Annotated in this window: 15 protein-coding genes; 2 read left to right on the forward strand and 13 right to left on the reverse strand. The window is 66.3% G+C overall.

Annotated elements, in window-relative coordinates:
* Positions 1 to 155 precede the first annotated feature (155 nt).
* Positions 156 to 3,086 carry a hybrid sensor histidine kinase/response regulator gene (locus PX653_RS14775; protein WP_277413536.1) on the forward strand — a complete coding sequence of 977 codons (2,931 nt, stop codon included), beginning with the start codon at positions 156 to 158 and terminating at the stop codon, positions 3,084 to 3,086.
* A 167-nt stretch (positions 3,087 to 3,253) separates the two neighbouring features.
* Here PX653_RS14775 and PX653_RS14780 read toward each other — a convergent pair whose 3' ends face one another.
* The 13 genes from PX653_RS14780 to PX653_RS14840 form a co-directional block, all read right to left on the reverse strand.
* Positions 3,254 to 3,949, reverse strand: coding sequence for a 2'-5' RNA ligase family protein (locus PX653_RS14780; RefSeq protein WP_277413537.1), 696 nt, complete (start codon positions 3,947 to 3,949; stop codon positions 3,254 to 3,256).
* 149 nt (positions 3,950 to 4,098) lie between these two features.
* Positions 4,099 to 5,031 carry a tRNA pseudouridine(55) synthase TruB gene (gene truB / locus PX653_RS14785; protein ID WP_277413538.1) on the reverse strand — a complete coding sequence of 311 codons (933 nt, stop codon included), beginning with the start codon at positions 5,029 to 5,031 and terminating at the stop codon, positions 4,099 to 4,101.
* Entirely contained in the window at positions 5,028 to 5,447 is a 420-nt protein-coding gene (gene rbfA / locus PX653_RS14790; RefSeq protein ID WP_277413539.1) for a 30S ribosome-binding factor RbfA, read from the reverse strand. The genes truB and rbfA overlap by 4 nt, the downstream gene beginning before the upstream one ends.
* Before the next feature lie 90 nt (positions 5,448 to 5,537).
* On the reverse strand, positions 5,538 to 8,426 hold the full coding sequence (gene infB / locus PX653_RS14795) for a translation initiation factor IF-2 (RefSeq protein ID WP_277413540.1): 2,889 nt from the start codon (positions 8,424 to 8,426) through the stop codon (positions 5,538 to 5,540).
* 44 nt (positions 8,427 to 8,470) lie between these two features.
* The gene (gene nusA, locus PX653_RS14800) at positions 8,471 to 10,036 is read right to left on the reverse strand and encodes a transcription termination factor NusA (protein WP_277413541.1); all 1,566 of its coding nucleotides are present in this window, start codon (positions 10,034 to 10,036) and stop codon (positions 8,471 to 8,473) included.
* On the reverse strand, positions 10,033 to 10,521 hold the full coding sequence (gene rimP / locus PX653_RS14805; protein ID WP_277413542.1) for a ribosome maturation factor RimP: 489 nt from the start codon (positions 10,519 to 10,521) through the stop codon (positions 10,033 to 10,035). Before rimP ends, nusA begins: the two co-directional genes overlap by 4 nt.
* A 372-nt stretch (positions 10,522 to 10,893) precedes the next feature.
* Positions 10,894 to 12,939 (reverse strand): 23S rRNA pseudouridine(2605) synthase RluB, encoded by a 2,046-nt coding sequence (gene rluB, locus PX653_RS14810; RefSeq protein WP_277413543.1) that lies wholly within the window; start codon positions 12,937 to 12,939, stop codon positions 10,894 to 10,896.
* On the reverse strand, positions 12,926 to 13,654 hold the full coding sequence (scpB, locus tag PX653_RS14815; RefSeq protein ID WP_277413544.1) for an SMC-Scp complex subunit ScpB: 729 nt from the start codon (positions 13,652 to 13,654) through the stop codon (positions 12,926 to 12,928). Before scpB ends, rluB begins: the two co-directional genes overlap by 14 nt.
* Before the next feature lie 349 nt (positions 13,655 to 14,003).
* Entirely contained in the window at positions 14,004 to 15,017 is a 1,014-nt protein-coding gene (locus tag PX653_RS14820) for a glucokinase (RefSeq protein WP_277413545.1), read from the reverse strand.
* 266 nt (positions 15,018 to 15,283) lie between these two features.
* Positions 15,284 to 16,201 (reverse strand): DedA family protein/thiosulfate sulfurtransferase GlpE, encoded by a 918-nt coding sequence (locus PX653_RS14825; RefSeq protein WP_277413546.1) that lies wholly within the window; start codon positions 16,199 to 16,201, stop codon positions 15,284 to 15,286.
* Positions 16,201 to 17,898, reverse strand: a complete 1,698-nt coding sequence (locus PX653_RS14830; RefSeq protein WP_277413547.1) for an ABC transporter ATP-binding protein — start codon at positions 17,896 to 17,898, stop codon at positions 16,201 to 16,203. The genes PX653_RS14825 and PX653_RS14830 overlap by 1 nt, the downstream gene beginning before the upstream one ends.
* Positions 17,895 to 18,905, reverse strand: a complete 1,011-nt coding sequence (locus tag PX653_RS14835; RefSeq protein ID WP_277413548.1) for an ABC transporter permease — start codon at positions 18,903 to 18,905, stop codon at positions 17,895 to 17,897. The genes PX653_RS14830 and PX653_RS14835 overlap by 4 nt, the downstream gene beginning before the upstream one ends.
* Positions 18,902 to 19,840 carry an ABC transporter permease gene (locus PX653_RS14840; RefSeq protein WP_277413549.1) on the reverse strand — a complete coding sequence of 313 codons (939 nt, stop codon included), beginning with the start codon at positions 19,838 to 19,840 and terminating at the stop codon, positions 18,902 to 18,904. Before PX653_RS14840 ends, PX653_RS14835 begins: the two co-directional genes overlap by 4 nt.
* A gap of 244 nt (positions 19,841 to 20,084) precedes the next feature.
* Here PX653_RS14840 and PX653_RS14845 point away from each other — a divergent pair, with 244 nt between their 5' ends.
* On the forward strand, positions 20,085 to 22,868 hold the full coding sequence (locus PX653_RS14845; RefSeq protein ID WP_277413550.1) for a TonB-dependent receptor: 2,784 nt from the start codon (positions 20,085 to 20,087) through the stop codon (positions 22,866 to 22,868).
* Positions 22,869 to 22,874: the final 6 nt, after the last annotated feature.

The raw sequence follows: 22,874 nt of genomic DNA on the forward strand, positions 1-22,874 counted from the left end.
CGTTGTGTTTACAGAAAAACTGCGAGTGCGGCTGCACTGAACCCACTAGTATACCATGGTAGCGCCGCCACTACCAAAGGCGTGCGGAGCACCTTCGATAAACAACAGCCGGCCGGAATTCTGGCATGCTGTGGCAAAGGACCCTATTCACCGCCATGGTCACACCGCATCGCCCCGACAACCGAACTGCCAGTGACCCCGCCGGCACCCGCGTCAGGCGGCGCGCCCGGCACGAGGAGGCCCCTGCCGGCAATACCTGCGCCCCGGACTACCGGCGGGTATTCGAGGCCGGTCCGGCGCCCTACCTGCTGCTGGCGCGCGATTTCACCATCGTCGCCGTCAACGACGCCTACCTGCGCGCCACCTCGACCACGCGTGAAGGCATCGTCGGCCGCAACATCTTCGAAGCCTTCCCGGACAATCCGAACGACCCCACCGCCAACGGCGTGGCCAACCTGCGCGCGTCGCTGATGCGGGTGCGCACGACCCGGCTAGCCGACACGATGCCGATCCAGAAGTACGACATCCCCATCGCCGGCATGCCGGGCGGCTTCGAGCAGCGCCACTGGAGCCCCGTCAACACGCCCGTGCTGAATGATAACGGCGAGCTGACCCACATCATCCACCGGGTGGAGGATGTCACTGCCGTCGTGCAGGCGCGGGCCCATTCGGTGCGCATGGAATCGGAACTGCTGGCACAGGCGCAGCATGTGCGCGAAGGCCAGCAGTTCGCCGACCTGTTCCAGCAGGCCCCCACGTTCATGGCGATGCTGTCGGGGCCCGAGCACCGCGTCGACCTGCTCAACCAGGGCTTCCTGCGCCTGACGGGCTATCGCGACGTGGTGGGCCGCCCCGTGGCGGAGTGCTTCGGCACGGCGGCGGGCCGCGCCTACGTGGCGCTGCTGGACGAGGTGTACCGCAACGGCCGGCCGCTGGCGGCCAGCAGCGCGCTGTATGCGGTACACGCGCCGGGCGGTGACGAGATGGAGGAACGCTACATCGACTTCGTGTTCCAGCCGATCCGTACGGCGCAAGGCAACGTGCGCGGCATCTTTGTCGAGGGCGTCGACGTGACCGACCGGGTCCAGGCCAATGCGCGGCGCGATGCGCTGATCCGCCTGACCGATGCGCTGCGCGACCTGCGTACGCCCGAGGAGATCGCGTATGCCGCCGCCCGCATCCTGGGCGAGGCGCTGGGCGCGAGCCGCGTCGGCTACGGCACGTTCGAGCAGGCCACGGGCCACCTGCAGGTCGACCGCGACTGGACGGCACCGGGCGTGCGTTCGCTGGCGGGCAGCCTGAACTTGGGCGACTTCGGCAACTATGTCGAGGACATGAAGCTGGGCCGCACCGTGATCGTCCACGACGTGGCGCTCGACGAGCGCACCGCGGCGGCGGCCGACGCGGTGCGCTCGTACAGCTCGGCGGCCTTTGTCAACATCCCGCTGACGGAGGGTGGCCGCCTGATGAGCATCCTGTTCGTCAACAACGCCATGCCGCGCGACTGGTCGGCGGAAGACTGCGCGTTGATGCGCGAGGTGGCCGAGCGGGCCCGCACCGCGACGGAGCGCCTGGCGTCCATGCTGGCGCTGCGCGAAAGCGAGGCCAAGTTTCGCACCATCGCCGATGCGATGCCGCAGATGGTCTGGTCCACCCTGCCCGACGGCTACCACGACTACTACAACCAGCAGTGGTACGACTACACGGGCGTGCCGGACGGTTCGACCGACGGCGCGGCGTGGAACGGCGTGTTCCATCCCGACGACCAGGCCCGCGCCTGGACGGCGTGGCGCCACAGCCTGGCCACCGGTGAAACCTATGAAATCCAGTACCGGCTGCGGCACCGCTCCGGCGAGTATCGCTGGGTGCTGGGGCGCGCGCTGCCGATCCGCGACGAGGCCGGCGCCATCGTGCGCTGGATGGGCACCTGTACCGACATCCACACGCAAAAGCTGGCCGAGGACGCGCTGCGCGAGGCCGCCCAGCGCAAGGACGAGTTCCTGGCGATGCTGGCGCACGAGTTGCGTAATCCGCTGGCCCCCATCAGCACGGCCGCCCAACTGCTGCGGGTGCGCCATGCGGACGAGAAGGCCCGCACGATGGCGAGCGAGATCATCGTGCGCCAGGTGCGCCACATGACGGCGCTGGTGGACGACCTGCTGGACGTCTCGCGCGTGACCCGCGGCCTGGTGGAACTGGACATGGCGACCCTGGACTTGAAACAGGTCCTGAACAGCGCCGTGGAGCAGGCATTGCCGCTGATCGATGCACGCCGCCACGCGCTGGAATTGCGCACGTCACCGGCCCGGGCGCACGTGCGGGGCGACCGCACCCGGCTCGTGCAGGTGGTGGCCAACGTGCTCAATAACGCGGCCAAGTACACGCCGCAGAACGGCCGCATCCAGCTGACCCTGGACGTGGACGGCAGCCACGCCCGCATCGCCGTCACCGACAATGGCAACGGCATCGCGCCGGCACTGCTGCCCGACATCTTCGACCTGTTCGTGCAGGGCGAACGCAGCCCGGACCGCGCCCAGGGCGGCTTGGGACTGGGCCTGGCGCTGGTGCGCAGCCTGACCGCGCTGCACGGTGGCAGCGCGACCGCCGACAGCGCCGGCGAAGGCCGGGGCAGCACGTTCACGATCACGCTGCCGCTGGCCGACTGGGACAGCGCCTGCAGCGACACCCCGCCCCAGCCCGTACCGGACGCCGCGCTGCACCACCTGAACGTGATGATCGTCGACGACAACGTGGATGGAGCGCTGTCGCTGGCGGAGCTGCTGCGGGCGCAGGGCCACCGCGTCACGGTGGCCGAGGATGCAGAGATGGCGTTGTACGAACCCGGGCTGGAAAGCGTGCAGGCCTTCATCCTCGACATCGGCCTGCCAGGCATGGACGGCTATACGCTGGCACGCCACCTGCGCTCACGCGCCGCCACGGCCAAGTCGTTGATGATCGCGCTGACGGGGTACGGCCAACCGGCCGACCGGGTACTGTCCACCGCGGCCGGGTTCGACCATCACTTCGTCAAGCCCGTGGATACGCAGGCGCTGGCGCGGGTGCTGGAGGCGTTTGGCGGGGCTTGAGGCAACGGGGGTCTGTCCCGACGGGACTGACCCCGAAGTTTGGCCGCGCCGCTGGCGACGTCATAAGCAAACCAGGATCTCCACCTGTGGCGCACTTGCATTGGCCGCCAAAGGCGCGCTGCCAAACTTCAGGTACAGTCCCCGTGCGGGGACAGTCCCTTGCCGCATCAAGCGAGCGGGTAACGGTCCAGGCACTGCAGCGTGCCGCTCGACATATACCAGTCGTTCTGCACCAGCTCCAGTGCCGTCACATGCATGATGCCCAGCGGTGCCGTGCGCAGGCCCGCAAGCGCCTGCGTGAAACGCTCCGGGTCCGCCAGCGGGCGTGCGAAGCGCAGCAGCGTCGAGTGGGCGGTGACGAGCTTGTAGCGCCCGTCCAGCGAACCGTCCAGTGCCCGTGCGCGCAGTTCGGCGCGCAGGCGCTCGCGTAGCCGCGCCAGCGTGTCGTCGCGCGGAAAACCCTGGGCGACGACGGCGCCACGCGAGGCGGAGACGCCCGTGAATTCGATCGTGAATGGCGGCGTGCCCTGCACCGCCGCCTCGACTGCGGCGCGATACGCGTCGGCGCGGGCCAGTTCCGGCGCGTGGTCCACCGTGGCGGTAAACAGCGACAGCACGGTGACGTGCATGTCGGCGGCGGGATGGCGGTACTGGTGGGGATCGATGGCGGACAAGGTGTCCAGCATTGCGTCGAAGCTCGCGGCCAGTCGGGGCGAAGGCCGCGCAATCAGCGTCAGGCCGCGGCGCGGGTCGTTGCCGGCAGCCAGCTGGGCATCGCACGCCACGTCGCCGCGCGCCAAGGCCGGCATGGCTTCCTGCCACATCGCATCGTAGCGGGACTGCAGTTCGTGATGGTCGGGCATCGTCGGCTCCACTCACATGTCGCAACAGGCACCAATGCACCCCAGGTCAACGGCTGGGGTCAGACCCGCCGGGTCTGACCCCGGTTCCTGGTCTTGGGTGCAGTTCTTGGGTGCAATACGGCCGACAGCCGGTAAGCGTTTTGCTTGAGTTAGCTCTGCGCTGCCGCGATCAGCCGCTCGGGCGCCAGGATGGCCCACTCGCCCAGCACGCCGGTACCCAGCAGCCGCTGGCCTTCGTACACGCGCACGCGGCCTTCGTACGGCGCCGGCGTGACAACCTCGGGCTCCTTCCCCAGCGGCAGGCGCTGGCCTTGCAGGAAGCGCTTCGCCAGTTCCGGCGTCAGGTCGACACCCGGGAACGACGACAGCAGCGCATCGACGGGCGAGAGCAGCGTCAGCGGCGCCGCGTGCGCCACCAGTTGCTCGGCCGTGATCATCTGCTCGGCGCGCAATGCGCCCACGCCAGTGCGGCGCAGCGCGTTCAGGTGCGCGCCGCAGCCCAGCGCGGCGCCGATGTCCTCGCCCAGCACACGGATATACGTGCCCTTGCTGCACGTGACTTCCAGCTGCAGGAACGGCGCCGCGTACTTGACCAGTTCCAGCTTGTGGATGGTGACGTTGCGCGCTTCGCGCTCCAGCACGACGCCCGCACGGGCATATTCATACAGGGGCTTGCCGTCACGCTTCAGCGCCGAGTACATCGGCGGCACCTGCGCGATGGGGCCCCGGAAGCGCGCCAGCACGGCCTCGATCTGCTCCACCGTCACGTCCACCGGCAGCGTCTCGAGCACCTGGCCTTCGGTGTCGCCCGTATCCGTGCGCACGCCCAGGTGGACGGTCGTCACGTAGGTCTTGTCCGCTTCCAGCAGGTCCTGCGAGAACTTGGTGGCTTCGCCGAAGCACAGCGGCAGGAGGCCCGTGGCGAACGGATCGAGCGTGCCCGTATGGCCCGCCTTCTTCGCGTTCAGGATGCGCTTGGCCTTGATCAGCGCATCGTTGGACGACAGCCCCACCGGTTTATCGAGCAGCAGCACGCCGTCGACCAGGTCGCGCACCCGCTTTACTTTCTGCTGCTGCGTCATTCGGCTTTGCCGCCGTCTGCTTGGTCGCCATCTTCCTCGTAGTCGGCCGCGCGCGACGCGTTGGCCTTGTCGATCAGCGCCGACATGGCGATGCCGCGCGACGCCGACGTGTCGTGCACGAAGTGCAGCTGCGGCAAGGTGTGGATGTGCAGGCGCTTGCCCAGCTGGTTGCGCAGGTAGCCGGCGGCGGCCTGCAGGCCGGCCAGCGTGTACTTCACCGTGTCCGGATCGTCTTTGAGCATCGTGAAGTAAATCTTCGCGTGCGCGTAGTCGGGCGTCAGCTGCACTTCGGCCAGCGTCAGCATGCCGACGCGCGGGTCCTTCAGCTCGAAGGCGATCAGCTCGGAGAGGTCTTTCTGGATCTGGTCGGCCACGCGCAAGCCGCGTGCCGGGATGGATTTGCTGTGTTTAGCCATGATGTCCTACCAATAAAAATGTGGCGGGTGGCGCCCACCCCGCTTGCGCGGAGCGGGCGGCACCCGCCACGGATACCGCATTCGTTGCGATTACAGCGTACGCGCCACTTCGGTGACTTCGAACACTTCCAGCACGTCGCCGACGACGATGTCGTTGTAGTTCTTCAGCGACAGGCCGCACTCCAGGCCGGCGCGCACTTCCTTCGCATCGTCCTTGAAACGCTTGAGCGATTCGATCTCGCCCGTCCAGACGACGATGTTGTTGCGCAGCAGGCGTACCGACGACGAGCGCTTGACGACGCCATCGGTGACCAGGCAGCCGGCGATCGCGCCGACTTTCGAGACCAGGATGACCTGGCGAATCTCGACCTGGCCGGTAACGGTTTCGCGTTTTTCCGGTGCCAGCATGCCCGACAGTGCCGCTTTGACCTCTTCGATCGCATCGTAAATGATGTTGTAGTAGCGGATGTCCACGCCGTTGGCTTCGGCCAGCTTGCGCGCCTGGCCGTCGGCCCGGGCGTTGAAGCCGATGATGACCGCTTTCGAGGCCACCGCCAGGTTGACGTCCGATTCCGAGATGCCACCCACGGCGGCGTGCACGATCTGCACACGCACTTCCGACGTCGACAGCTTCTGCAGCGAACCCACCAGCGCCTCCTGCGAACCCTGCACGTCGGTCTTGACGATCAGCGGCAGGTTCTTCACTTCGCCTTCGGCCATCTGGTCGAACATGTTCTCCAGCTTGGCGGCCTGCTGCTTGGCCAGCTTCACGTCGCGGAACTTACCTTGACGGAACAGGCCGATCTCACGTGCCTTGCGCTCGTCGGCCATGACCATGACTTCCTCGCCAGCGGCCGGCACCTCGGTCAAGCCCTGGATTTCGACCGGGATCGATGGGCCGGCTTCGTTCACCGACTTGCCGTTCTCGTCCAGCATCGCACGGACACGGCCGTACGACGAACCCGCCAGCACGACGTCGCCGCGCTTCAGGGTACCCGACTGCACCAGGATCGTCGCGACCGGGCCGCGGCCCTTGTCCAGACGGGCCTCGACCACCAGGCCGCGCGCCGGTGCTTCCACCGGTGCCTTCAGTTCCAGCACTTCGGCCTGCAGCAGCACGTTTTCCAGCAGCGCATCGATGCCCTGGCCCGTTTTCGCGGACACCGGTACGAATGGCGCTTCGCCACCGTATTCTTCCGGCACGACGCCTTCGGCGATCAGCTCCTGCGTCACGCGGTCCACGTTGCCACCCGGTTTGTCGACCTTGTTGATGGCCACGACCAGGGGCACGCCGGCCGCTTTCGCGTGGGCGATCGCTTCCTTCGTCTGCGGCATGACGCCGTCGTCGGCCGCCACCACCAGGATGACGATGTCGGTTGCCTTCGCACCGCGGGCACGCATGGCCGTGAAGGCCTCGTGACCCGGGGTGTCCAGGAACGTGATCATGCCGCGCGGCGTGTCGACGTGGTAAGCGCCGATGTGCTGCGTGATGCCGCCGGCTTCGCCCGACGCGACCTTGGCGCGACGGATGTAGTCCAGCAGCGACGTTTTACCGTGGTCGACGTGACCCATCACCGTCACGACCGGCGCACGCGGGGTCGACTCGAAGTGGGCATGTTCGCCCTGGTCGGCCAGCAGCGCTTCCGGATCGTCCTCGGCAGCCGCGAACGCCTTGTGGCCCATTTCTTCCACGACGATCATCGCGGTTTCCTGGTCCAGCACCTGGTTGATCGTGCACATCTGGCCCAGCTTCATCAGCTGCTTGATCACTTCGGATGCCTTGACGGACATCTTGTGCGCCAGTTCGGCAACGGTGATCGTTTCCGGCACGTGCACTTCCTTGACGATGGCTTCCGTCGGTGCCTGGAAGTTCGATTCGCGGTCGTCGTGCGAGTTGCGGCCACGGCCCTTGCCGCCGGCACGCCAGCCGTCGCGACCCGTCGGCGCGGCGTTGCCGCGACCTTTCAGGCCACCGCCCGGCGCGCCACGCTTCTTGGCGTCGTCCGACCAGGTCGACGACACGTTGGCCGACTTGATCGATTTCTTGTCGCCCTTCTTGTCGTCCTTCTTGTCGGTCGTGGTGGTGGCACCCGCAGCCGGCTTCTTGTCCGCCGGCTTGTGCAGCGTGCCTTCGGCCACTTTCGGCTTGACCGGCGCAGGCGCCGGTTCCGGTGCCTTGATGACGCGGCGCGGCTGACTCATCATCAGCTTGATCTGTGCCACTTCGTCAGCGACGGCCTTGCGGGCACGCTCGGTCGCTTCCGCGCGGGCGGCGGCTTCCTTGGCGGCTTCCTCGGCCTTCTTCTTCGCTTCCTCGGCTTCGACCTGGCGCTTCTTCTCCGCGGCGGCAACGGCTTCGGCCTTCTGCGCATCGGCGGCGCCGGCCTTGTCGGCCTTTTCGGCAGCAGCCTTCTCGGCGGCGGCCTTGACGGCATCCTCCTCGGCGCGGCGCTTGGCTTCCGCCTCGGCGGCAGCCGTGGCCTTGGCCTGGGCTTCCTTCTCCGCATCGAGCTTGGCCAGGCGTTCCTGCTTCTCGCGCAGCTCCGCCTCCTGGCGTGCGATCAGCTCGGACTGACGACGGGCATCCTCTTCGCGGCGGGCGCGTTCGGCTTCGTCGATCACCGGAGCCTGCGCGGCCGGGGCGGCAGCTGCCGCGGCAGCCGTCGTGGTCAGGTCGTCACGCTGGACGAAGGTGCGCTTCTTGCGCACTTCCACCTGGATCGTGCGCGACTTGCCCGTGGCGTCGGCCTGCTTGATCTCGGTGGTTTCCTTGCGGGTCAGCGTGATCTTCTTTTTCTCGGTTCCTTCGGTTGCGCCGTGCGTGCGGCGCAGGTGCTCCAGCAGCTTATCCTTATCATCTTTCGACAATGGGTCTGACGCCGACTGCTTCTCGACGCCCGCGGAACGCAGCTGCGTCAGCAGCAAGTCTGCAGGCATCTTCAGTTCGGTGGCAAATTGGGCTACGTTGTTACTCGCCATTCAGTCCTCTTTTCTATGTGTCGCGGTGATGATAAGAATGCTACTCAAGCTTTGGCCGTTTCTGCCAGTGCCCACGCCTTGGCCTGAAGAGCCTTGGCACGGTCGTCGTACTTGCCGTCGACCAGCTTCATCTCATCGTCGGTCACATCTGCAAATTCAGTATTAATCAGTTCGCGTGCACGGTCGGACGACAGCGCCAGGATGGCACCGAATTCGTCATAGGCCAGTCCGGCGAATTGTTCGACGGTCTTGATGCCTGCCAGGCCCAGCTTGCCCGCGGTGATGCGGTCCATGCCTTCCAGGCCAACCAGTGCTTCCTCCATGCCTTCCAGCCCCTCTTCCGAAGCGATCGCCTCGGTCACCAGAGCGTCACGGGCACGGGTACGCAGTTCGTTCACGGTGTCTTCGTCGAAGGCTTCGATTTCCAGCATCTCGGAGATCGGCACGTAGGCGATCTCTTCCAGGCTGGCGAACCCTTCTTCGACGAGGATGTCGGCCACTTCCTGGTCGACGTCCAGCTTTTCCATGAACAGGGCGCGAATCGCGGCCGTTTCCTGGGCTGCCTTGTCGGCCGATTCCTCGGCCGTCATGATGTTGATCTTCCAGCCGGTCAGCTCGGAAGCCAGACGCACGTTCTGGCCCGAGCGGCCGATGGCGATCGCCAGGTTCTCTTCGTCGACGACGACGTCCATCGCGTGCTTCTCTTCGTCGACCATGATCGACGACACATTGGCCGGGGCCAGCGCGCCGATGACGAACTGCGCCGGGTCTTCCGACCACAGCACGATGTCGACACGTTCGCCGCCCAGTTCGCCGGTGACGGCCTGCACGCGCGAACCGCGCATGCCGACGCAGGTACCGATCGGGTCGATGCGCTTGTCGGCCGTGAAGACGGCGATCTTGGCGCGCACGCCGGCATCGCGGGCGGCCGATTTAATCTCCAGCATGCCCTGTTCGATTTCCGGCACTTCCAGCTCGAACAGCTTCATGATGAATTCCGGCGCCGTGCGCGACAGGATCACCTGCGGGCCGCGCATATTGCGGTCCACGCGCAGGATATAAGCACGCACGCGGTCGCCGATACGCAGGTTTTCCTTCGGGATCATCTGGTCGCGCGGCAGGCGCGCTTCGATCTTGCCCGATTCGACGATCGCGTCGCCACGTTCCATGCGCTTGATGGTGCCCGTCACGAGCGAGTCGCCGCGCTCCAGGAAATCGGCCAGGATCTGTTCGCGCTCGGCATCGCGCACGCGCTGCAGCACGACCTGCTTGGTGTCCTGCGCGAAACGGCGGCCGAATTCGACGGACTCGATCGGTTCTTCGATGTACTCGTCCACTTCGATATCGGGGATCTGTTCCTTGGCTTCGAACAGCAGCACTTCCTGGTCCGGCAGTTGCAGGCCCGCTTCGTCGGGCACGACGTGCCAGCGGCGGAAGGATTCGAACTCGCCCGAATCGCGATCGATCGAAACGCGGATGTCCACTTCGCCTTCATAGCGCTTTTTCGTGGCCTGCGCCAGTGCGAACTCGAGCGCGCCGAATACCACGTCCTTGTCGACGTTCTTCTCGCGCGCCAGCGCATCCACCAATAACAATACTTCGCGACTCATGCTTTGCGGCTCCTAAAATCCACCTGTGGCACCAAGCGTGCCTTATCCATATCCGCGAGCGTGAAATTCAGCACCGCAGGACCATCTTTACTTTCGAATTCAATACCCAGTTGCTCGCCCTCGGGCTGCTGCAGAATGCCCTGGTAGGACTTGCGGTTCGCGGTGCCCGGCAGCGCCATGCGCAGCTTGACGATGGCCTCGTGGCCGGCAAAACGCTCGAAGTCGGACAGCTTGCGCAGCGGCCGGTCCAGGCCGGGCGACGAGATTTCGAGCCGTTCGTAGGGAACGTTCTCGACCGTCAGCACGTGCGACAGCTGATGGCTGACCGTGGCACAGTCTTCCACTGTGATCGGACCTTTTTCTTCTGCGTCCGCGGCAGGGAAGTCGATGTACACGCGCAGCAATCCACGCTCGGCTCGTTCGAAATCGACCAGCTCGTAGCCCAGACCCGTGACGGTCTTCTCAATCAAATCCAGCAGTTGCAAAGAAAAATCTCCAGATCGGGGTCCCGAAGCGAAATTCCAGACCCTCAAAAACGAATCACCAAAAAAAAAATGGGCAACTGCCCATCTTCTTGTCCTGCCAGCCAGATGAAAGCACTCTCAGCAAACCTACCTGCGAAGAACTTTTACTAGGCTGCTCATTATAGCCGCTTATTGATTTCGCTGCAATGCGGCATAATGAATCGGAACGTAGTTACAACAGTGGCAAAGTTGCCTGTTGGGTCTGTCCTGGGGGTCTGTCCTTGGGGTCTGTCCCCGAGGGGACTGACCCCGGTTTCCCGTGGCCCGAGCTGCTCCGATAAAAACCGGGGTCAGTCCCTGAAGGGACAGACCCCAAGCCTCAGCAGCCGCGGCTCAACCCTTGCGCCGGCGCGGCATGCCGTGATCGATCGCACCGCCGCGCGGCGGACCGCTGCGGCGCGGCTGGGCCGCGAAGCCGAACGTCGTCTGCAGCGGATCGGGCTGCTTCGGACCGCGCCCCTTGGCCGGCTGGCCCGGACGGCCGCCACCCTGGTCGCCCAGGCCGGCACGGCCGAAGCCCTGCCCACGCCCGGCGGTACCCGGACGGCCGGAACCGCCGGCGCCGAAATAGCTGCCCTGGCCCTGGCCCTGCCCACCACGCGGACCGCGCGGTGCCTGCGGGAACGGATCGGCGTTCTTGTTGCTGACGTCCAGGCGATTGAAGTTCTGTTCCTTCTCGCCACGTTCGCCGCGACCGCGCCGCTCGTTGCCACGTTCGTTGCCACGATCATTGCCGCGCTCGTTGCCAGCGCGCTCGCCGCGGACGTTGCCGCCCTTGGCCGCACCGTCGCCCGACGGCTTCTTCTCGACACCGACCATCGCCAGCAGGTCGCGCACCGTGTTTTCTTCCATCTCTTCCCAGCGACCGCGCTTCAGGTTGCTCGGCAGGGTCAGCGCACCATAGCGGGTACGGATCAGGCGCGACACCGTCAGGCCGATCGCCTCGAACATGCGGCGCACTTCGCGGTTGCGGCCCTCGCCGATGACCACGCGGTACCACTTGTTGACGCCTTCGCCGCCGCCGTCGGCGATCTTGGAGAACTGCGCCAGGCCATCTTCCAGCTCGACGCCGGCCAGGAGCTTCTGGCGCATGCCCTCTTCCAGCTCGCCCAGCGTGCGCACGGCATATTCGCGGTCGATGTTGTAGCGCGGGTGCATCAGGCGGTTCGCCAGGTCACCGGAGGTGGTGAACAGCAGCAGGCCTTCCGTATTGAAGTCCAGGCGGCCGACGGCCAGCCATTTGCCCACCTTCATCTGCGGCAGGCGGTCGAACACGGACGGACGACCGTCCGGATCGTCGTGCGACACGATTTCGCCGGCCGGCTTGTGGTACACCAGCACGCGTGGCGGCTTCTTGCTGACTTTGCGCTGGATCAGCTTGCCGTTGATGCGCACGGCATCCGTCGGCAGGATGCGCTGGCCGATGTGGGCCGGCTCGCCGTTGACGGACACGCGCCCGGCAATGATCAGGTCTTCCATGTCGCGGCGCGAGCCCAGGCCCGCCTCGGCCAGTACCTTGTGCAGCTTCGGTGCATCGTCCTCGGCCGTCAGGTCGCGGCGCGCGGCTTTTTGCGGCCCCTTGGCGCGAGCCCCCTCGTCGCGGTCGAACGCATCGGACGTGACGAACGAGAACACGGCATCGGCTTCGCTGACCTTGCCGCCGCCATTGCCGCCATTACCGCCCTGGCGGCGCTGGCCTTGCTGACCCGGCTGGGCCTGGCCTTGGCCCTGGCCCTGTGCTTGCTGGCCCGGCTTGCCCTGCTTGCCCTTGCGCTTGCCATTGTTGCGGCCTTCGCCACGGGCTTCGTTGCGTCCTTCGCCACGGGCTTCATTGCGCGCCTCATTGCGGCCGGCACGCTCCGGCGCCGTCGCGCCATCGGCCGCCGCGACCACTTCCTGGACCGGCTCGGCTGCCGGGGCTGCCTCGGCCAGCTCGGCCTTTTCCGCTTCGCGCAGCGCGCGCTGTTCGCGCATCTGGCGCGGACCGCGGGGCTTTTTCTGGCCAGCTGGCGCCGGCTCGGCCGTCGCTTCGGCGGCGACCGGTGCCGCCTGCTGCGGCTCGATCGCGGTCGGCGCGGCCTCGGCCGGCGCGGCGGCCGGCTTGGCGGCGCGCGTGCGCGGTTTCTTCACTGGCGCTGCCTCGGCCGCGACTGGCGAGGCGGCGGCTGCCGGGGTTTCAACGGCCGCGACCGCGGCCGGCGCAGCGGCGCCCTCGGCGCTGACGGCCTTGCGGGTGCGCTTCGGCTTCGGCGTTTCGCCGGCCGCCAGCAGCGCCGCGTTGTCCGCCTCGATCTGGGCCTTGGTACGGCGCTTCGGCTTGACGGCTGCGGCGGCCAGGTCCTGCGCGCCGGTCTCGTTGGTCTTGTCAGTATTGTTCATTCGTTTGTTCTTGCGTGGGGTCAGCGTCAGGCGCTACTTGCGGCACCGCGCCGTGGGCGGGTGCTTCTTCGGGCGCTACATTGTCAGGGACTGCGGCGGCATGGGCCGCCTTCTCGAAATTCTCCTGCAGCGCGGCTTCGAGTACTTCCATCGAATTGGCGTTCTGCACATCGCTGATTTGCTGCAACGGCGGCAGCTGGGACAGCGATTGTAAGCCCAGGTCATCCAGAAACTGTTTTGTCGTGCCCAGCAATGCCGGGCGGCCCAACACGTCGCGATAGCCGACCACGTCGATCCAGCCGCGGTCTTCCAGCATCTTGATCGTCTGCGAGTTCACGGTCACACCGCGGATCTCCTCGATGTCGCCGCGCGTCACGGGCTGGCGGTAGGCGATGATCGCCAGCGTTTCGAGCGTCGCCCGCGAATACTTCTGCGGCTTTTCCGGGTTGAGCCGGTCCAGGTACTGCTTCATCTCCGGCCGGCTCTGGAAGCGCCAGCCCGAGGCCAGGCCCACCACTTCGATACCCCGACCCTGCCACTCCTGCCGCAGCTCTTCCAGCAGTTGCTTGATCGTGTCGGCGCCGACGCCGGCGCCCAGTGGGCGGCCCTGATCGTCGGTTTCGACATATAACTTTTTCAGGCTGTGAATCGATAACGGCTCACGAGCGCAAAGCAGCGCGGTTTCGAGGACTTTCTTGGCCTCAGCTGTATCCATAAGCAATCTTGTGGTCGCACATCCATGCAAGAAGCCGCCGGGCCGCTGCGCGCCGGGCGGTGAGTCACAGATGGAGAGATGTGTTTTCGGGGAGAAAACCGGCCGGCAATTCCGGGGAGGCCTGTCGCCCTCGTGCTCCGCGCGCCCTATCCGATCCGATTCAATGCGATCCAACCGAGGCGCTGGTTGCCAGGGGCTTCCCAAGGTTTCTCAGGACCGCGCGCTGCGATCACAAGAATCGCGAACGCACGCTGCCGTTTCATCCAACTTTGGCCATTGTACCCGATAAAATCGGGAAAAGTGCAATTCCACCGTCGCCTCGCGTGCGCGACGGTATCCGCGCGCCGCCTCAGGCCTGTGCCAGCCGCTCCGCCAGGATGGCCGATACACCCAGGAAGGCCGGGTATTCCGCCGTGATGACGAAGGTGGGAATCGCCGCGAGGTAGCTGCGGAAACGGCCCTTGGCTTCGAACCGTGCGCGGAAACCGGAGCGGTCGAAACGCTCGCCCAGGCGCGGCACGATACCGCCACCTATATAGATACCGCCCTGCGCGCCCAGTGTGACGCCCAGGTTGCCGGCAATCGTGCCCAGCATGGTGCAGAACGCCTCGATCGTCGCGTCGCACAGCGGGCAGCTGCCGTCCAGTGCGCGGCGGGCGATCTCGGGCGCGCCCAGCACTTCGGCGTCGATCTTGCGGTAGTCGGCCAGCGCACGGTAGATCAGCTCGATGCCGACGCCCGACAGCAGCCGCTCGGCCGACACGTGCTCGAATTCCTTCCAGGCAAACTGCAGGATCGCTACTTCCGTCTCGTCCATCGGCGCAAAGCTGACGTGGCCACCTTCGGACAGCAGCGCCGTCCAGCCCGACGCCGACGGAATCAAGCCGGAAACGCCCAGGCCCGTGCCGGCACCGATCAGGCCCAGCGGCGCGCCCTCGACCGCAGTGCCACCGCCCACCTGGCGCTTCTGCGCGGCGGGGATGTGCGGCAGCGAGCGGGCCAGTGCCGTGAAGTCGTTGACGACGGCCAGCACCTCGAAATTCACGTCGCGGCGCAGCGCTTCGATGGAGAACTCCCAGTGGTGATTCGTCATCCGCACCACGTCGCCCGTGACCGGATTGGCGATCGCGATGGCGCCGTGACGGATGCCGGGAGCGACTGCCGCCACGTCCGGCAGCGCCAGGTAGGCTCGCATCGCATCGGCCAGGGTGGCGTGATCCGCACAGGCGAGCACATGGATGTGGCCGACCTGGCCGGGCGCCGTCTCCAGCGCGAAGCGGGCATTGGTGCCGCCGACATCGGCCAGCAGGCGCGCGCCGCCAGGGAAAACGGAAGGAGTATTCAGCGACGCGGAATCGGACATGGCATTCATGGGACGGACGAAAAAATTATCGAAGCCTAATCCTATCGGATATCTTAGCTTAGGCGCAAGAGTTGAGTGTAGTTTTGGTACATCTTCAGCAAAACACCCCCAAAACCGCACGAAACCAACCGTAGTATGACTACCAGACAGAAAAACGGTGACAGTCACTGTTTTTCCCGGAAACGTTACCACACCAGGCCGCGTTGAGCTTCCGGAAAACGGTGACTGTCGCCGTTTTTCTTGAATCATTGGCGCGACTGTCCGTGTCAGCTGCCGAAGGCGCTGTTCCAGGCATCCAGCCCGCCATGCAGCGGCCTGGCGAGGGCGTAGCCCTGCTGCTGCAACTGCTTGGCGACGCTGGCGGCGGTCACGTCGTTGGGGCAGCTGCAGTAGACCACGATGTGCCGGTCGCGCGGCAGCGCGGCCAGGATCGTGCGCGCATCGCCATTGAGCAGCAGCGCGCCCGGCACGGGCGGCGCCATCTGCTGCGCGGTCGCACTGCGGGCGTCCACCAGCACGGGCTCGTGGCCGTCGGCCAGCAAGGTCTTCAGCTGCTCGACGCTGATGCGCTCCGTCTGCATGGCGCGCTGGAAGCGCCGCCGCTCGATGTACTTGAACAGTACGAACAGCCCCAGCAGGATACCCAGCACGGTCAGCGCCGTGCTGCCCATCGTGGCGAGCATGTCCAGCACCTGGTCGACGTTGGCATGGAAATAGGCGCCGATCGAAATGCCCGTCAGGCTCCACAGCAGCCCGCCCAGCGCGCTGAAGCTGAAGAACAGCGACGGCCGGGTACCCATCGCGCCAGCCAGCGGCGGCCCGATCGTGTTGAAGCCGGGGATGAATTTGGCGAAGATCAGCGATTTCGGGCCCCATTTGCGGAAGTTGTCCTCCGTCTGGCTGACGCAATAGTCCGGCGACAGCGATATCTTGCACAGCAGTTTCAGGATGCGCTTGCCGTAATGGCGGCCGGCGCGGAACCAGAACAAGTCGGCCAGCATGCACGCCCCCAGGCTGACGCCCAGTACGCCCGCGAGGGACGCTCCGCCCTCGTCCACCGCCAGCGCGCCGGACACGATGAGGATCGGATACGCGGGAAGCGGCAAGCCCATCTGCTCGACCAGCACGACGATAAAAACGATCAGGACGCCATACTCCTGCAGCAGCGAAATCAGGTTTGCCATTATCGCGTCATGTTAGCACCGCTGCCGGGTGCTCGTGGGATCGCTCCCAGCAGCGCCCGGGTGTACGGATGGCGCGGGTTGCGGTACAGCTCGTCCGCATCGGCCATCTCCACCACCTCGCCACGGTGCATCACCATCACGCGGTCGGAGAGATAGCGCACCACCGCCAGGTCGTGCGAAATGAAGATGTACGACAGGCCGTACTCGTCCTGCAGCTCCTGCAGCAAATTCAGCACCTGCGCCTGCACCGACACGTCCAGCGCCGACACCGACTCGTCGCAAACGAGGATTTCCGGCTTCATCGTCAGGCAGCGCGCAATGGCGATGCGCTGGCGCTGGCCGCCCGAGAACTCGTGCGGGTAGCGGTGGTACGCCGCCCCCGGCAGCCCGACCCGCTCCAGCAGCGCCTGCGCCAGCGCGACGCGTTCGCGCTCGTCGGCGCCGATGCCGTGCAGGCGCATCGGCTCCAGCAGGATCTGGCCGACGGTGAAGCGGGGATTGAGCGACGCATACGGGTTCTGGAAGACGATCTGGATGCGCCGCTTGTACGGGTGGTAGTCGCGCTTCGACAGCGCCAGCAGGTCGCGCCCCTCGAACAGCGCGCTGCCGCCACTGGCCTCGTGCAGGCGCAACAGCGTCAGGCCCATCGTGCTTTTTCCCGAGCCCGATTCGCCCACGACGCCCAGCGTCTTGCCGCGCGCCAGCTGGAACGACACGTCCTTGACGGCCTGGAACTCGCGCTTGCCGAACAAGCCCTCCTTGAGCCAGAAGCTTTTCTTCAGGTTGCGCACGTCCAGCACGATGTCGTCGTCCGGGCGATAACCGCGTTCACGTTGGCGCCCTTCCTGCGGCGCCGTCCCTTCCAGATAGTCTGCAATGACGGGCAGGCGCCATGGCCGCGCGTCCAGCGGCGGACGGCAATGCAGCAGCGCCTGCGTGTAGCGGTCGCGTGGCGCGCCGAAGAGTTGGCGCATCGGGCCCGCCTCGCGGATCTCGCCGTGGCGCATGACGATGACCTCGTCCGCGATCTCGCCCACCAGCCCCAGGTCGTGGGTGATGAACAGCACGGACATGCGGTGCTTGCGGCGCAGGCCGGCGATCAGTTCCATGATCTGCTTCTGGATCGTCACGTCCAGCGCCGTCGTGGGCTCGTCCGCGATCAACAGCTTCGGCTCGCAGGCCAGCGCCATGGCGATCATCACGCGCTGCTGCTGGCCGCCGGACATCTGGCCCGGATACGCATCGATCTTCGCGGCCGGATCGGGGATGCCCACCTCTTCCAGCAGCGCCAGCGCGCGGGCTCGGGCCTGGCGCCGGTTCATGCCCATGTGCCGGCGCAACACCTCGCCGATCTGGTAGCCCACCGTGAAGACGGGATTGAGCGACGACATCGGCTCCTGGAAGATCATCGCGATGTCGCGCCCGCACAAGGCACGCCGTTCGCTCTCCGGCAAGTGCAGCACGTCGCGACCGTCGAACAGCACGCGGCTGGCCGGATCGACCAGGGTGGTGTGGCGCGGCAGCAGGCCCATGATGGCCAGCGAGCTGACGGATTTGCCGCTGCCGGACTCCCCCACCAGCGCCACCGTCGCGTCACGCGGCACCGTGAACGAGATACCCTTGACGGCTTCGAAGGTGGTGCGCTTGTCGATGCGAAAGCCGATGCGCAGGTCGCGTACTTCCAGCAGCGCCGTCATGGCTTCACCTTCGGATCGAGCGCGTCGCGCAGCGCGTCCGCCAGCAGGGAAAACGCCGTCACCAGCACGGCCATCGCGACGGCGGCGGCCGTGAGCTGCCACCATTTGCCCAGCAACAGCTCGTTTTGCGCCTCGTTCAGCATGGAACCCCACGATACCACGCCGACCGGCACGCCGAAGCCCAGGAACGACAGGATCACCTCGGCCTTGATGAAGCCTACCGCCAGGATCGACAGCTGCACCAGCGCGACGTGGCTGACGTTGGGGAAGATGTGGGCAAACATCTTGCGCGCGGCGGAGGCGCCGATGGCATCGGCCGCCAGCACGTACTCTCTCGCCTTGTGCCGCAGGTACTCGGCGCGGATCAGCCGGTACGGCCCCGTCCATCCCGTCAGGCCGAGGATCAGCACGATCGTCGTCACGCCCTTGTGCTGCAGCACGGCGGCCACCGTCAGGATCATCAGGATCGATGGGATCGACGTGAACACGTTGTAGAACCAGTTGAACAGGTCGTCGACCAGCCCGCCATAAAAACCGGAGACCGCGCCGAACAGCGTGCCCAGGCCGACCGCCACCAGCGCGGCCACGAGGCCGACGACGATCGACGTCTGGCCGCCCTTGATGGTCTTCTTGACGATGTCGTGGCCCCACTTGTCGGCGCCGAACGGCAAGCTGGCGCGACGCGCGGCCGTCTGCTCGGTGCCCAGCTGGGCGCGCAGCGCCCGGAGGTCCTGCGCCAGCGGGTCGAACGGATTGTCCGGCACGGGCACCGCGGCCGCCGTCGCAGCGGCCGTCGCGGGCCCTGCGCCGACAAACGTGGGCGGCGCGTAATTGACCCCCACTTCCTCTTCCCAGTCCGCCGCGACAAGGCCCGTGGCGGACAGCACCAGCATGACGAGGAACGCGGCGACGATGCCCAGCGCCACCATCGCCACGCGGTCGTCACGCAGGCGGCGCCACGCCAGCATCCACAGCCCTGCGCCGCCGTCGGCCGGCACGGCGCTCATGCCAGCCGCACCCGCGGATCGACGGCCTGGTACAGCAAGTCCGCCAGCAGGTTGAAGACCATGGTGGCGAGGGCCACGCAGACGGTGACGGCCTTGATGACGGGGAAGTCGCTGCGTTCGACCGCCAGGATCACCTCGCGGCCGATGCCGGGAATACCGAAGAAGCGCTCCAGCAGGAACGCGCCGATCAACAGGGCCGGCAGGTTCGCCATCACGTGCGTGATGATGGGAATGGCCGCGTTGCGCAGCACGTGCACCCACATCACGCGCCGCTCCGGCAGGCCCTTGGCGCGGGCCGTGCGCACGTAGTCCTGGTGCACTTCGTCCAGCACGAAGCTGCGGTACAGCCGCAACGTGGGTGCGATCGATACCGCCAGGCCGATCAGGATCGGCAGCGGCGCATAGCGCAGCAGGTTGACGCCCAGGCTGTCGCCCCACCCCTGCACGGGGAACAGGCCCATCTGGTAGGCCAGGCCGTACTGGAACACGATGATGTAGACGAGGATCGACACGGACATGCCGACAGTGCACGCCACCATCACCGCGCGGTCCGTCAGCGAGCCGCGCACGAACGCCACGGCCAGCGCCAGCGCCACGCCGATCAGCGTTTCCAGCACCGTCAGCGGCACCAGCACTGTCAGCGAAGGACCCAGCCGGGAGGCGATGATCTGCCCGACCGGCTCGCCCGTCGCCCAGCTCTGGCCGAAGTCGAACGTGGCGACCTGCTTGACGAAGATCCACAGCTGCACGGGATAGGGCTCGTCCACGCCCAGCTGGCGGCGGATATTGGCGATCGCCTCAGGGCTCGACATCTTGCCGGCCAGGATGTACGCGGGATCGCCGCCGACCCAGTTGAACAGCACGAACACGAGCAGCACGACGCCCAGCATGGTCGGCAGCATCTGCCACAGGCGGCGCAAAACAAAGGCAAGCATCGATCTCCCGATGGCGGCGAAAGCCGTAACGATAACGCATCCGCCCGGGAATGCGCGGCCGCACGGGGATATCGTCGCGCCGCGTGCCAATGTCGTATATTTCCAACAACTTTTCGACTGAAAGGCGATGCAACTATACAAACAGGTACGACCAGTGCTTTCATGCCATGGCGAGAAGCCATCCGCTTCGCGCCCTGGCATGGCACACCAATACACATGGAGGCAGCACATGGTTGAGAAAATGATGTCCCGTTCCGTTCGCCTGCTGTTCGCGGGCGGCCTGGCAGCGTCGGTCGGCGTGGCGCAAGCGCAGGCCCAGGCGCCATCCGACAGTGGCGCGCCGATGCAGCGCGTCGAAATCACCGGTTCCAGCATCAAGCGCGCCAGCGCCGAGACGGCGTCGCCCGTGCAGGTCGTCAGCCGCGACGAGCTGCTGCGCTCCGGCAAGGGCACTGTCGCGGAATACCTGCAGACGCTGGCCGTCGATGGCGCCGGTTCGCTGCCGACGGGCTTCGGCAACGGCTTTGCCGCTGGCTCCACGGCGATCTCGCTGCGCGGCCTGGGCGCCACCTCGACCCTCGTCCTGCTGAATGGCCGCCGCATGGCGCCGTTTGCCCGCGCCGACGACGGCCAGAAGAGCTTTACCGACCTGTCCACGGTGCCGATGCAGATCGTCGAACGCATCGAGATCCTGAAGGACGGCGCCTCCTCCACCTACGGCGCCGATGCGATCGCCGGCGTCGTCAACATCATCCTGCGCCGCGACTTCCAGGGACTCGAAGTCAAGGGCGACACGGGCTGGTCGCGCTATGACGACGGCAAGCAGAACAAGGCCTCGATCACGTACGGCCGCGGCGACCTCGAGGTCGACCGCTACAACTGGGTCGCCAATGCCGAGTACGTCCAGTCGGACAGCATCGCCAACAGCGACCGTGCCGGCCGGCGCCGCCACATCGGCACGGGCGACCTGCGGCCGTGGGGCTTCCCCGTCGGCACCCAGTTCGCGGGCGGCTACATCGCCGGGACCAATAACGCCAACCAGAGCCCCGCCGGCAGCGTGCGCGATCCCGTCACGACCAACTACCTGGGCCTGCCCGGCTGCGCCAGCGTCACCGCCACGACCAACCAGGCCGGCGCCAACGGCGGCTGCCTGTACCACCACAGCCAGTGGCGCGACATGCAGCCGGAGATCGAGTCCGTCAACCTGTACACGCGCGGCACGTTCCAGGTCAACCCGGCCACCCAGGCCTACGTGGAGCTGGGCTACTCGAAGCGCGACACGTCGTTTACGATGATCCCGCCGCACTTCACGCCGACGGTGGCGTTCCCGCCCAATGCGCAAAATCCGCAGGGCTTCATCAACTACGGCAACCTGAACCTCCTGGCTGCTGCGCATCCGCAGAACCCGTTCGGCGCGCCCGCCCGCATCCGCTACCTGGCCGCCGACATCGGCCCCAGCGTGCGCCACGCCAACAACGAATTCAAGCGCTTCGTCACGGGCATCAAGGGCAATGCCTTCGGCTGGGACTGGGATGCCGGCTTCACGTATTCGAAGTCCGAGCTGGAGCTGCGCTACACGAACATGCTGAACATGAACGTCATGCGCGCCGCGCTGGGCGATCCGGCGTCGCAGTACTTCCCGTATTACATGGGCGCCGAAGCCTATCGCAATCCGGCATCGCTGTACGCAGCGCTGGCCGTGGCCGCGACCTCCAATTCGACCAGCAGCCTGTCGGCCTTCGACGTCAAGGCATCGCGCGAGCTGTTCGCCCTCCCCGGCGGCAACCTGGGCGTCGCGGTCGGAGCCGAACACCGCCGCCAGAAGCTCAGCAATCCGTCGTTGTCCGGCTCGGAAAACGGTTCGATCAACTCGAACTACGTGGCCGCGTTCGGCGACTCGAAGGTGTCGGCCGTGTATGCCGAGCTGCTGGCGCCCCTCTTGAAGGGCGTGGAGCTGTCGGCCGCCGTGCGCTACGACAAATACGACAACTTCAATTCCACCACGCCGAAGGCCGGCATCAAGTGGACGCCGACGCGCACCTTCGCCCTGCGCGGCACGTACACGGAGGGCTTCCGCGCGCCCGGCCCGGCCGAAGCGAGCGCACAGTCGCAATCGACGGGCAACTCGACGGTCAGCGATCCGGTGCGCTGCCCGGGCGGCGTGCCGGCACGCGGCGGCGCCACCTCGACCGATTGCGGCTTCTCGGTCGCCGCCGTCAAGGTCGGCAACCCTAACCTGCAGCCGGAAACGTCGAAAGGTTATTCGCTGGGGCTGGTATGGGACCCGTTCGACGGCAGCAGCATCGCCCTGGACGGCTGGAAGATCAAGCGCAGCAACGAGATCAATCCCATGCCGTACAACGAGGCGGCCGCGCTGCCCACCGCCATCCGTTCGGACAACAACCTGGTCGTCGACGGCGTCGTGATCCCGAACTCCGGCACCCTGATCATGACGCAGGCGCCCTACCGCAATTCCAGCTTCACGGAAGTGTCGGGCGTCGACCTGGACGTGCGCCAGCGACTGCGCCTGGGCGACTACGGCCGCCTGAACCTGGGCGTCGTCATCAGCCACACGGCATCGTGGAAACGGCAGGAGTCCGCCACGACGGCCTACCAGTTCGCCGGCACGCACGGCAACTGCGACACGTCGAACTGCGCCGGCACGCCGAAGAACAAGATCAATGCCACGGCCACGTGGGACATCGGCGCCTGGAACGTCAACGCCAACCTGAACTGGCGCGACAAGATGAAGAACATCCTGTTCGAAGGCCGCGAGTGCGGCTCCACGCTGGCCAACGGCCAGCCGGGCACGCCGGACTGCGAGATCGCTTCCTTCACGACCCTGGACCTGTCCACGCGCTTCGCCGTCAGCAAGCAGCTGACCCTGTTCGCCTCCGTCAATAACGTGACGGACAAGGTGGCGCCGCTGGACCCGTTGACGTATGGCGCGCTGAGCTACAACCCGATGGACGCGTCCGGTGCCATCGGGCGGTATTTCAAGGTGGGGGCGCACTACAAGTTCTTCTAAGGCACC

Origin of the sequence: Pseudoduganella chitinolytica (assembly GCF_029028125.1) — a bacterium.
GTDB lineage: Bacteria > Pseudomonadota > Gammaproteobacteria > Burkholderiales > Burkholderiaceae_D > Rugamonas > Rugamonas chitinolytica.